Origin of the sequence: Carboxylicivirga mesophila (assembly GCF_018271975.1) — a bacterium.
Lineage (GTDB): Bacteria > Bacteroidota > Bacteroidia > Bacteroidales > Marinilabiliaceae > Carboxylicivirga > Carboxylicivirga mesophila.
The window spans coordinates 63,079-76,188 of sequence record NZ_JAGUCN010000022.1; the positions used below are offsets into that span (position 1 = coordinate 63,079).

Here is a 13,110-nt window from a genome sequence, read left to right on the forward strand (position 1 = left end):
TAATAACTATGTTTAAAAAGATAATTGTGTTATTTGTGATAGTAGCTATTGCAATAACATCGTGTAGCGATGATTTTCTGGAAACAAAACCAACAGATGCTATTTCTTCCAATGATGCATTAGCATCTGCAGAAAATATGGCGCTAATCCTTAACGGATTGCATCGTTTACTATATGTCCAGCCACAAACTCTGCTTTCTGGCGGAGATAGTTATAGATCCGGTAATCATTATTGGGTGCCAATGGGAGATAATTTAGCAGGAGGACTAATACACAGTGCTCCGGCAAATAATCTAGGTTGGCAAGACGAAACCAGATGGATTTCCCATAATCTGGAAACATCCAGAACAACTAAGCAGTTGTGGTATCAGCGTTATCATATAATCGCAAGTGCTAATGCCATTATTAATAAAGCTGCTGAAGGAACGATTCCTGAGGATGCAAAAATGAAAGAAATCATCGGACAAGCGTATACTTACAGAGCGTATGCCTACCTTTCTTTGGTTCAGCACTATGCAAAAGGGTATTTAGTTGGTAACCCAGCTTCAGATCCCGGTGTGCCGTTGTTATTTTCTTCTGAAGCTCCCTTTACCAGTGAGCCCAGATCAACAGTTGAGGTTATATATGACCAATGTATGTCAGATGTTAATACAGCTATAGATTATTTTAAAGGTGCAACTCCAAGGCCAACTGGTAATGCTTTTGACAAATCTCAACTAAACATTGATGTTGCGTATGGCTTGAAAGCTCGTATTGCATTAAATATGGGGGATTGGAGAACAGCTGCAGATGCAGCTAAGTTAGCACGTGAAAATTACCCTATAATGGACGAAGATGATTGGAAATCTGGATTTAATACAACACTTCTGCCTGAGGTTATTTGGGGGAGTAATGTAATTTCTACAGAAACTACTTATTTTCGTTCTTACTTTTATTTAATGAGTAATACATTTAATGGTAGTCAGGTGCGTAATAATCCTAAAATTATGGATAAGAGATTATACGCTCAAATTCCTGATACAGATTATAGAAAAGACCAGTTCTTAAAAGATGCTCCAAATTCAAACTTATCTGCGTCGAATGGTGAGGGTGGTTGGGAAAATAATACAAACCCAATATACACTACAGAAGAAGAGTTTGAGGCTGAAATTGACAGGCTTGCCAGTGTGTATGGATGGACTTCCAGCCATAATACGCATCCATATATGCATGTAAAAATGAGAAATAAAGCTCCTGGAACTACAGATCCGGATGATATTATTTTAATGCGTTCTTCTGAAATGTATTTGATCGAAGCAGAGGCAGAAGCTATGTTAGACAATATTAGTGCTGCACAAAATGCGTTAAAACCTTTAGGCGAAGAACGTGATAATGCCTATGATGTTACTATATACGATACTAAAGAAAAATTAATAGAACACATTAAATTCCAGAGAGCATTAGAATTATGGGGAGAAGGATTCCTTTATACAGATAAGATTCGTTGGGATGAGGGAATTGACCATGCTGCAAATGGTGGTTCTGGTGCATCTGCTGATTTGTACCAAAGCGGATTTCAACAAGCTAGGCCATCAGTTAATGATGAGTGGATATTTAAAATTCCTCAAGAAGAAATTGATGCGAATCCAAACTTAGGTCCTGAGGATCAAAATTAAACAATGTTTTAATTAATCTGTGAATAGATAAGAAAAGCTGTCCTTATAAGTAAAGGGCAGCTTTTTTTGTATATAGGCAGGTAATTAACGTGATTTCGACCTAATCAGTATTTTTATTTATACGCGATTTATCAATTGTATTAAGGCTGATTGATGTAATCTTTAGAAGAAAATGATATGCAGTGAGTTCGATTACTAGGCTTGATAGAAAATTATTGAAACACCTATGTTTGGTATATTTATGTGTTAGATATTCCTAAGTTTATTATTAACAGTTTCAAGAAGAGCTCTTTGGTGATGAAGGATATAGGCGTTTGTGCTGATTTATTTGGTTTTGTCTTTGGATTTAACCTGGTCTTTTAAATGTATTGTTTACTCGTTGTCATTTATCGTTTTCGAAATTTGAGTAATGACAAGTTATTATGAAAGTTAAAATTAATATGTATATTCATACTCTGAAAGTTCGTGACTTGATATATTTTGTCACACTCTAATGGCGTAATAATCAAATTATTATTTGATATATTAATAAGAGATAATGATAGCTATTAAAGAATGGCTAATTATTATGAAGCTAATGCTTAAATAGGATAAGTATTGGTTATTTTTTCCAGCAAGGCCCGGTCGTTCGATCGGGCCTTGTACTTTATTGCTCTTCATCACGAGCAGGCGCTTTTTTATCATGTGATTATTCGAGTGCAAAGTTAGTTTGTTTAGTGGTATTGGTTTTTATTGGTCATTAACGCATGAGTTAAGAGTTTCAATTGTTTTGCGATGAAAAAGAAAGATAAAAGTCATGCTTTGTAGGAAGATAAAGTTAAAAAGTGTACTTGCATGGAGGGGATGTTAAAAAATGATAAATGGAATATGTAAGAGAAATGGTCGATAGGCGTCTTATGATGTTACTGTGACTTTGATTAAGACTTCAAAGTGTAAGGGGAAGGTGTAAGTATGATATTTGTCAGTAAAATACTATGTTAAAAAATTTTAAAATAGCAGAGTATTTGTTACTTTTGGATTCAACTAAATAAAAAATTGTCCTATTTATTAATTTAAACCTTTAGTCTATGAAGAAAGTACTAATTGCACTTTCGTTAATGGTTGCGTTTAGTTTGCAGATTTATGCGCAAACGACAAATGTAACCGGTACTGTGACTGATGCTGGGGATGGATTTCCCATACCAGGTGTATCAGTCTTTGTAAAAGGAACAACCATTGGTACAGTTACTATGCCTGATGGTACTTTTAATCTTGCTGTTCCAAATGATGCAACTACATTAGTTTTTTCATTTGTTGGCATGACTACGCAAGAATTGGCCTTTACTGGACAAACAACAATTAATGTTAGTCTTCAAAGTGAAGCTGTCGATGTTGATGAAGTAGTTGTTACTGCTTTAGGTATTAAAAGAGAGCGTAAGGCTCTTGGGTATGCTGTTCAGGATGTAAGCAGTGAATCGTTAACCAGAACAGGTAACTCCAATGTTATGACATCGATGCAAGGTAAAGTTGCAGGTGTAGATATTAAGCCTTCATCTGGTATGCCCGGTGCTTCTTCGCAAATTCAAATTCGGGGAGCTCGCTCTTTTACTGGTAATAATACGCCACTATATGTTGTAGATGGGCAGCCAATTGCCTCTACTGCTCCATTTAGTACAGGGAATAGTGTTACTGGTTCTGATATTTCTAACCGTGCTGTTGATATCAACCCGGCAGATATTGAAAGTATCAACATCTTAAAAGGCCAAGCGGCAGCCGCTTTGTATGGCATTAGGGCTTCTAATGGTGTCGTTATTATTACAACAAAGAGCGGGGCAGGAGCTAAGGCTGGTAAGCCTATCGTGAATATTTCTCATACTTCAAGCTTTGATCAAGTGTCTAGAACGCCAGATTTTCAGCAAACATATGCTCAGGGTTCTGGTGGTGTTTTTAATCCTAACACATCGATGTCTTGGGGACCAAAAATTACGGATCTGCCAAACGACCCAAATTATGGAGGTAATGGTGTAGATGGTAAAGATGGACTTTACAGAGTTCCGCAGCTTGAAAAGGCAGGGATGGATCCTTGGGTTAAGCCAGCTGCTTATAATAATTACGATTCATATTTTGGAACAGGTTATACTTCTACTACTAATATAAGTGTAACGCAAAATATTGAAGGAGGAGGTAACTTCGCTGTTAGTATGGGTAATACTGATCAAACTGGTATTGCACCAAATACTGGGATGGAAAGGTGGAATGCTCGCGCCAATGCCAATAAAGATTTAAATGATAATTTCAAAGTTGGGTTTAGTGCAAACTATGTGAAGCTTGACATTGATAAATTAAGTGCTGGTAATGATGCCTCTCTCGCTGGAGTTTATGCAGCACCTGCTTCATACGATCTTACAGGAATTCCTTACCACGTGCCAGGTTCGCCTTTCGAACAGATTTATTATCGTGGGTTAACCTTTGATAATCCATATTGGGTGGAAAAAAACAATACATTCAACGAAAAGACGGAGCGCTTTTTTGGAAATGCAAATGTAAGTTATAATGCTAGCCTTGGTGGTGGTGCAAATCTTGTCATTAAATACCAACTAGGGGCAGATACATATACCACGCATTATCAAGATATTTTTGGCTTTGGTTCTAAGGGTGGCTCTGGTAAGATTGATAATTATGGTGTAACAAGCACCAACTACAACAGTCTTTTGACAGCTAATTTAGATTGGAATTTTGGAGAAGATTTTAATTTAAACCTAACAGTAGGTAACGAGGTGAACCACACTGATGAGAAAACTTACAGTCAGGGAGGTCTTGATTTTAATAATGGCGGATGGAATCATATTAATAATACAGTGACTCAATCATTGAATGAGACCCAATGGAGGGATCGCACTATAGGTTATTTCGGTAGTGCAAATTTATCTTATCGTTCAATGCTATTTCTTACTGTAACGGGGCGTAACGATGTAGTATCAACAATGCCATCTGCCAATCGTTCATTCTTTTATCCATCGGTAGGTCTAGGTTTTGTAGCTTCTGAATTAGATGCACTTAAGGGATTGCCATGGTTGTCCTTTGCAAAGATTAGAGGTTCTTATGCTGAAGTTGGTCAAGCCGGACGTTATATTCAGGATTACTATGCTAAGCCAACTTATGGAGGTAGTTGGTGGAACAATGAGCCAATTGTTTATCCTTTAGGAAACGGTACAAGTTCTTTTGCACCTAACTCTACTTTATATGATCCGAACTTAAAGCCTCAGAATACACAATCTTATGAATTTGGTCTTGAATTGAAATTCTTTAACAACAGATTGGGCGTTGACTATACATTCTCTAAGCAAAATGTAAAAGATCAAATCTTCCCTGTACCTTTGGCTGGTTCAACCGGTTTAAGTTCTCTTGTTACTAACGGTGGTTCTATTTCTACAGATGTTCATGAAGCTGTTATTTATGCAACCCCTATTCGCATCAATGATTTTTACTGGGAAATGCAGTTTAACTACACTTATATGAAAAATGTTGTAGATGAGTTGGCTGATGGTGTAAATAGTATTTTCTTAGGAGGTTATGTAACGCCACAAGTAAGAGCGGGAATTGGTGATACTTTCCCCGTTATCTATGGTACTTCATTCTTGCGTGATGATAATGGTAATATTGTAGTAAATGATGCGCCTGGTACATCCACTCACGGTATGCCTAAGGTTGGAACTGATAAAGTTATTGGTAGTGTAGCTCCGGATTTTATCTTAGGACATACATCAACCTTTGGTTATAAAGCATTCTCACTTTCTGCAGTTTTAGAGTGGAAAGAAGGGGGTGAAATGTATTCAGGGTCTAATGGATTACTTGATCTATACGGTATGAGTGCCAGAACCGAAGATCGTACTTCTACATTTATTTATCCAGGTGTTAAACCAGACGGTACACCTAACGACATCGTAAGAGGTGGTGAAGGTGATGAAGGAGCATATCAAACTCTATGGTCCTCAGTATTAGGTGATATTGACGAGCATTATATTCACGATAATAGCTTCGTTAAATTGCGCGAGATTTCGTTAAGATATAAGCATCCTAAGAAAATATATAAGTCATTGGAGGTTGGAGTTAATGTGTTTGCACGTAACTTGCTGTTGTGGACAGCGTTGGAGAACTTCGATCCTGAGTCGTCGCAAGGTAATAACAACATGGCAGGTGGTTTTGAACGTTTTTCAATGCCACAAACTACCAGTTATGGCTTTGGGTTGGATATAACTTTCTAAATTTTTGCAGATGAAGATGAAAAATATATTATCGAAAATATTGGTTGTTGTGCTCATTGCTTTTACAAGCTGTGAGGATATGGATGATATTAATGTCAATCCTAACAACCCAACAGATGTTAGTAGTAGCTTAATTATTACTGATTTAATCGTAAGTACTTCGTTTAGAGTGGCTAGTGGTGATTATAACTATTATGCGTCAGTTTATGCCGAGCACAATGTAGGTATCTATAATCAGTTTTACACTGCTGAAGTGAGGACAACTGGTCCTCAGGTTGCTGCGACCTATAATAATACATGGGAGGCATTGTATACTAATTTGTATAATGCACAAGTTATAATTGATAAATGCTCTGAAGAGGGAAGTGAAGCCGGCAATTTCCATACATTAGGTATTGCGCAAACTATTGCAGCATTTAATCTTGCTACCCTTACTGATGGTGTTGGAGATGCGCCATGGTCAGAAGCGTTACAGCCAGGTCAAATTTTTAATCCTGTATTGGATAAGCAAGAGGATATCTATAATGATATCATTGGATTATTAGATGCGGCTGTTGCCAATTTAGCTAAAGAAACAGAATATCCTTCCTTGGATAAGCAAGATCCTATTTTTGGAGGTGATGCTGACTCTTGGGCAAAGACTGCAAATGCCCTATTGGCGAGATATAAACTGCGTTTACATGCTGTTAAACCTGATTTGAATGGTGTATTGGCAAATGCAGAAGCAGGTTTTTCTAGCGCAGGTGAGGAGTGTAAGTTAGACTATAATACTATCGGTGGTAAAAGTCCGTTTCAGGCATTCTTTGATGACAGGGATTATTATGGAGCTAGTAAAAGTCTTCATGATAAGTTAATTGCGCTTAGCGATCCAAGAGCTGATGTTTTGTGGAAAGTACATCCAGAAGCTGAAGATCAAGATAATATTGTATTTGCTAAGAGTGGTGATCCAGATCAAGTTGGTCAAGTTCAGAACTTATTTTCAGTTTCGGCAGTTACCTCTCAGGATGCACCTTCGTTTTTAATAAGTTACCACGAATTAGAATTTATTAAGGCGGAAGCATTTGCAAGAAAGGATATGGACACAGAAGCAGAAGAGGCTCTAAAAAATGCTATTATCGCATCATTTGAAAAGATTGCATATGTTTTTGATGAAGATGATGATGTTGAGCAAATCGCAGAAGATTATTTCACTAATCAAGTGAAGCCAAGGTTTGATGCCAATCCATTGTCAGAGGTGATGATTCAGAAATACATTGCATTGTTTGAAGAGGAAGCTTTTCAAGCTTATTGTGATATCCGTCGCCTAAAAGCACTAGGAGAAGGTGATATAATTTCACTTTCACACCCTGAGGCAAGTAAATTTCCATTGAGATATACTTATGGTTCAAGTGATGTAACTACAAATAAAAATATTGAAAATGCATATGCTGATGTCGATGTTTTTGTAGATAATGTATGGTGGGCAGGTGGCTCAAAATAGTAGTAACTAAAAACAGAATTGTAATGAAGTTTATATATAACATATGTATAGTTGCATTCATGTCCCTGCTTTTTGTCGGATGTGAAACAGATACGCAAGTTGACATTGGTCCTAGAGGCTTAGGTGTTGCTGCGACAATTGAAAAAGTTGATGCTGCTTTCTTCGATGAAGGTGATAAAGAGAACACCTTTGTTAAGTTTACTGTTGGCCTACCGGAAGGTGCCTCTGGGGTTGCTGGTGCTAAGCTGCAAATCTCATTAAATGGCCAGTCTGAACGCGTCGATGTTGGTGATTATACTACTTTTCCTGCTGATATTACAGTTAAATTATCTGATGTAGCAGATGCCTTAGGAATTGGTCTTGCTGATATAAAAGGAGGAGATGTTGTTAATATTGAAGTTTTGACAGAGGTTAACAACGAATTTTATCGTTCAAACACAGCGATAAATCCACTTGTTGCTTGTGCTTATGATCCAACAAATCTTGTTGGTGATTATGATGTGAGTTCTTCAAGCTGGGGTTCAGCTGGTGTCGTAACGTTTACACAAGTTGATGGTGAGCCATATAAATTTGAAGTCTTTGGATTGGCAGCAATGGATGGGTTGAATGAAGATCAGGGGCCACTGATTTTTGAAGTAAATCCACTTGATTATAGCGTTATTGCTCCAAAGGCTACACTGGCAACAAGTGCTTGGGGGTATGATAACTTTTCATATCAATCAAGTGCTCCAGGTAGTTTAAATACTTGTTCGTCTACCTTCATGATGAGTTTTACAATTACGGTTGATCAAGGCTCTTTTGGTACATATTCAGATTATGTTTTTGTTAAAAAGTAAGTAGCTGTTCTGCTTTCTTTTAATATGAAGATAAAAGGGGTTCTAATATAGAACCCCTTTTTTGCAATATTTTTCTTCCAGTATCAGTTTTTTATTGGGTGTATGCGTGAAGTAAAGGGTGATAAGTAACTTGTGTCGTTATGGATTATGCGATATTGTACAAATAAGAGTCTAACTATATAAATTGCTCATGCAATAAGATTAGATATTATGGTAGGTGTTAATTGATGTGTTCAAAAAATGGAATAATGCAATAAAAAATTAAAAAAAGTTAAAATCAATTTGAAAGCAAAAGTGTAAAATTACATTCAAATGATTAGTAACTTGTTTGTGTCTTATTGCAAAATGGTTTAATTAGCTGTGGCGCCACCAACCTAAGGCATTCTGCACTGTTAAAAAATTTTAAAAATTGAATTCATTGTGTTATTTTTGACGCAATTAAAACAAAAATTGTCCTATTTATTAATTTAAACCTTTAGTCTATGAAGAAAGTACTAATTGCACTTTCGTTTATGGTTATGTTTGGTTTGCAGGTGATTGCGCAAACTACTAATGTAACTGGTATAGTGACTGACGCGGCGGATGGAAGTCCAATCCCCGGTGTTTCAGTATTTGTAAAAGGAACAACCATTGGTACCGTAACAATGCCTGACGGTAAGTATACCCTTGCTGTTCCGAATAATTCAACTGCCATTGTTTTCTCTTTTGTTGGAATGTCAACGCAGGAGATCGCTTATACAGGGCAGACTACAATTAATGCAGTTATGCAGAGTGATGCTGTTGATGTTGGAGAGGTTGTAGTTACGGCATATGGTACCAAAGGCAAAGTTGGTCTTAAAGGAGCAATTACTACTGTTGGAGCTGAGGAGCTTGAGCAGGTGCCTATGGCTACATTTGATCAGGCATTGCAAGGAAAGACCTCTGGCCTTTACATCGGGAGTGGTTCAGGTCAGCCTGGTACAGATAATACAAAAGTTCGTATTAGGGGTAATGCATCAATAACAGGTTCCAATGAGCCTTTATATGTTGTTGATGGTGTGCCTATTGAAGGAGGAGTTTTTGCTACTTTAAACACAAACGACTTTGAGACTATCAGTGTTCTTAAGGATGCTTCAGCGACTTCTATTTATGGTTCTCGTGCCTCTAACGGTGTTATACTGGTTACAACCAAGCAAGGTAGAAAAGGAAAAACCAAAGTTACCTATCGTTATCAAACAGGTTGGTCTTCTAAAACCCGCGAGAAGTTTGATATGATGAATTCTGAAGAGAAGTTATGGTTTGAAGAACTAGCCAAAAGAGGGGAAGGATGGAGATTAAGTCCATCTAATCCTGACAATGCTGATTTAACTCCAGAAGAATTAGCTGCCAATGCTGCTGAATTAAATCGTTTAAGAGGTATTAATACCAAATGGGATGACGTTTTTACAAGAACTGGACGCACTAATAGTCATGAAGTGAATATGTCGGGTGGTAGTGAAAAAACAACTTTCTACTTTGCATTACAAAACTTTTATCAAGAAGGCCAAGCACTTCGCTCAGATCTTGATAGAACAATTGGAAGATTAAATGTGGATCATAAGATTAGCGACAAGATCCGAGTTGGGATTAAAACATCTTTGGGGCATTCAAAATCTTCTAGAATTGAATCAGAAGGAGGTATTGCATTAGCTAACCCTTTTGCTGCCGCGTATTTAGCTAATCCTTATGAGGTCCCTTATGACGAAGATGGAAACATACCTGTTGGAAGTGGTAAGACAGGAGCAAACGCTTTGGAACGCTTATTAAAGTCTTCTGATGATAAACAAGAATTAAAGGGTGTTGGTGCTCTTTCAGTTGAGTGGGATATCATCTCGGATCTTACCTTTAAGACTCAGTATGGTATTGACTATCGTAATACGACCTATGAAGATTGGACTGATCCGAACTCGAGAGCAGGTGAAAGTGTGACTAGGGGTAACAAAGGTGCTATCGCATATGATTACGAGCAACGCTTTGAGCACACCTGGACTAATACTTTAGACTATAAGAAGGTCGTTGGAGACCATACTTTTGGCGGTCTTCTTGGTGTTGAATTTAACGAAAGAGATTATGTAGAATGGGGTTTTACTGGTTATGGGTTAGATCCACTGCTGCCTAAAACACCAGCAGCAATTACTCCAGGGACTAATGAGAATAATATGATTCCTCAAGTTCGAGGTGGTAAAACAAAGAGGGCCTTATATTCTTTATTCAGTATATTTAATTATAACTATGCTGGACGTTATGCTTTAACTGCTAGTATAAGAAGGGATGGTTCTAGTGCTTTCGGTACAGATAATCAATATGCTTATTTGTACTCATTAGGAGCAATATGGACTCTAAGTGAAGAAGCATTTTTAAGCAATGCTAATTGGATTGATAATTTAAAATTAAGAGTAAGTTATGGAACAACTGGTAATCAGCAGGGGATTGCTGATTATGAGCACTTGACAACGTGGGCTCCAGGTTCATATGGTGGTGTTCAAACCATAGGTTTGGCCAGAACAGGTGACCCAAGTATTAAGTGGGAGATCGGTCAAAAGTTCAATGCTGGAATAGATTATAATTTATTCAGGAACCGAATTAGTGGCTCTATCGATTTTTACAATGACATTACATCGGATCTGTTTATTACACAAACAGTGAGTCATACTGCAGGTATTATTGGCAATTCCAAAGATGTCAATGCAGGTAAGATGCGAAATCGCGGTATTGAATTATTATTAAACGCTGATATTATTCGAGCTGGAGATTTAGTTGTTTCAGTTGGAGGTAACCTTTCTTATAACGATAACGAAATCCTCGATTTAGGTCAGGTTTCAGAGTTTGAACAAGGAACTTCAATTATTAAAGAGGGACTTCCTTATGGTACTCACTACATTGTGAAGTGGGCTGGTGTAGATCCATTGACAGGTAATCCTCTTTATTATACCAAGGATGGTGCTGTAACCGAAAAATATTCAGAAGATGATGCAGTAACTGCATTTGGTACATCTGAGCCACCATTAATTGGAGGTTTTAATGCAAGTGTTTCTTGGAAAGGTATAGAGTTGAGTACGCAATTTACTTTTGCGAATGACTTCGCTCGTTTTAATAACCAAACGTTCTTCCAGGAAAACCCAAACTTTACTCAATTTAATTTATCAAGCGAGATGTTAAATATCTGGCAACAGCCAGGAGATATAACAGAAATTCAGAGGTTAGGAACTGAGCGTGAGTTTTCTTCTAAGGATATTGAAGATGCTTCATATCTAAGATGGAGAAACTTAACGATTTCATATAATTTGCCATCAGACCTATTACGGAAAACTAAGTTTATAGAAAAAGTTCGTCTTTATGCCCAAGGGCAAAACTTGTTCACATGGACTAGCTTCACAGGATTTGATCCAGAGGATAGCAATAATATTGCTACTTATGAATATCCTGCATCGCGAATTGTTACAATGGGTGTTGATATCTCATTTTAATTAACTTAAAAGAGGAATATTATGAAAATCATAAACTATATAATATTATTTGTCTTTTGCATATCTTTATTTAGTTGCGAAGATAAGTTAGAACTTTTCCCTACTGATGAAGTAGATGGTAATAAGGTTTTTGAAACAATTGAGGGAACAGAGAAAGCCGTGCTGGGTGTATATTCTCAATTAAGCATATACACGCAAGTTGAGCTTTCAGATTTGGCTAGTGATGACCTTCGATTGTCAGCTCAAAATACTGGTCAAGGGGTTCAAGCTCATAATTGGACATATACTTCAGGCGATGGAGAATTTTCGACTGCGATGACTGTAGGATACCATACTGCCGATAGAGCAAATCGTGTTCTTCAGGGATTATCTAATTTTGATGAGAATGATGCGTTGGTAAAACAATTGAAAGGTGAATTGTATTTCTTAAGAGCATTTGCTCATTTTGATATGGCTAGGATCTTTTGTAATAACTATAAGGCGGATGATCCTTTGGGGCTTCCTTATATGAAAGAATCTACTATTTCAAATCCAGCACGCTTACCACAAAGTGAATTTTACACTGAAGTTCTTTCTGATTTAGATCTGGCAGCCACATTAATTCCAAGTGATTACATGGTTAAAGGTAGGGCGAATCTCACTGCTATTAATGCTTTAAAGGCAAGAGTTGCTTTATATCAAGGCAACTGGACAAATGCAATCAGTGCAGCTTCTGCAGCTATTGGAGGAGATTTCGTTTTAGCGAATAGTAGTCAAATTACAGATGTATGGAAAGATGCTAATGATGATGATGTTGAAGTCATTTTTAAGCTTTTAAGAACAGCTGGTGGTTTAGGAAGTATCTATAATAGAACAACCAATGATGATATCTTTTTTCATCCAAGTTATGATTTGCAAAATCAGTTTGACGACACAGATGTTCGTGCAGTGGCTTATTTTGGTAAAGATGATGATGGGTTTGATATTGTTGTTAAGCACATTGGGCGGCCTGATGAGGCGAAGAATACAAACGATTATAAGGTTTTTAGAGTATCTGAAATGTACCTTATTCGAGCAGAAGCTTATATTAGCGAGGGTGGTGCAGATAATCTAGAAAAGGCCAGAGCTGACCTAAATGAGATTATTACTAAACGAGGAGGTATTGAGATTACAGATCCATTTACAAATGCTACTGCTGCAATGGATGTGTTAATGGCCGAAAGAAGAAAAGAACTGGCTTATGAAGGACACCGTTTCTATGATCTTCGTAGATGGAATTTAGGCGTTGATCGTATTGAAGAAGATACTGAACTGGCATCTGGTAAAAATTTACCTGCAGGTGATTATCACTTTGTGTTCCCAATACCTCAATCAGAAATTTTCGCTAATGAGAATATGGATCCAAATCCAGGTTATACTAATTAATTAGAG

At 37.2% G+C, this 13,110-nt stretch carries 6 protein-coding genes; all 6 read left to right on the plus strand.

Annotation, left to right across the window (positions count from 1 at the left end):
• Window positions 1–8 precede the first annotated feature (8 nt).
• The 6 genes from KEM09_RS17070 (at window position 9) to KEM09_RS17095 (ending at window position 13,104) form a co-directional block, all read left to right on the plus strand.
• Entirely contained in the window at window positions 9–1,655 is a 1,647-nt protein-coding gene (locus KEM09_RS17070; protein WP_212230127.1) for a RagB/SusD family nutrient uptake outer membrane protein, read from the plus strand.
• 1,067 nt (window positions 1,656–2,722) lie between these two features.
• The gene (locus tag KEM09_RS17075; protein ID WP_212230129.1) at window positions 2,723–5,899 is read left to right on the plus strand and encodes a SusC/RagA family TonB-linked outer membrane protein; all 3,177 of its coding nucleotides are present in this window, start codon (window positions 2,723–2,725) and stop codon (window positions 5,897–5,899) included.
• Window positions 5,900–5,909: 10 nt separating this feature from the next.
• On the plus strand, window positions 5,910–7,379 hold the full coding sequence (locus tag KEM09_RS17080; protein ID WP_244825082.1) for a SusD/RagB family nutrient-binding outer membrane lipoprotein: 1,470 nt from the start codon (window positions 5,910–5,912) through the stop codon (window positions 7,377–7,379).
• 23 nt (window positions 7,380–7,402) lie between these two features.
• The gene (locus KEM09_RS17085) at window positions 7,403–8,215 is read left to right on the plus strand and encodes a hypothetical protein (protein WP_212230131.1); all 813 of its coding nucleotides are present in this window, start codon (window positions 7,403–7,405) and stop codon (window positions 8,213–8,215) included.
• Between the two features lie 482 nt (window positions 8,216–8,697).
• The gene (locus KEM09_RS17090; RefSeq protein ID WP_212230133.1) at window positions 8,698–11,700 is read left to right on the plus strand and encodes a SusC/RagA family TonB-linked outer membrane protein; all 3,003 of its coding nucleotides are present in this window, start codon (window positions 8,698–8,700) and stop codon (window positions 11,698–11,700) included.
• 21 nt (window positions 11,701–11,721) lie between these two features.
• Entirely contained in the window at window positions 11,722–13,104 is a 1,383-nt protein-coding gene (locus KEM09_RS17095; RefSeq protein ID WP_212230135.1) for a RagB/SusD family nutrient uptake outer membrane protein, read from the plus strand.
• Window positions 13,105–13,110: the final 6 nt, after the last annotated feature.

What these genes read in the sequence shown, in the direction of transcription:
- KEM09_RS17095 (WP_212230135.1), top strand. Translation starts at nt 11,722, where the DNA reads ATGAAAATCATAAACTATATAATATTATTTGTCTTTTGCATATCTTTA.
- KEM09_RS17075 (WP_212230129.1), top strand. Translation starts at nt 2,723, where the DNA reads ATGAAGAAAGTACTAATTGCACTTTCGTTAATGGTTGCGTTTAGTTTG.
- KEM09_RS17085 (WP_212230131.1), top strand. Translation starts at nt 7,403, where the DNA reads ATGAAGTTTATATATAACATATGTATAGTTGCATTCATGTCCCTGCTT.
- KEM09_RS17080 (WP_244825082.1), top strand. Translation starts at nt 5,910, where the DNA reads ATGAAGATGAAAAATATATTATCGAAAATATTGGTTGTTGTGCTCATT.
- KEM09_RS17090 (WP_212230133.1), top strand. Translation starts at nt 8,698, where the DNA reads ATGAAGAAAGTACTAATTGCACTTTCGTTTATGGTTATGTTTGGTTTG.
- KEM09_RS17070 (WP_212230127.1), top strand. Translation starts at nt 9, where the DNA reads ATGTTTAAAAAGATAATTGTGTTATTTGTGATAGTAGCTATTGCAATA.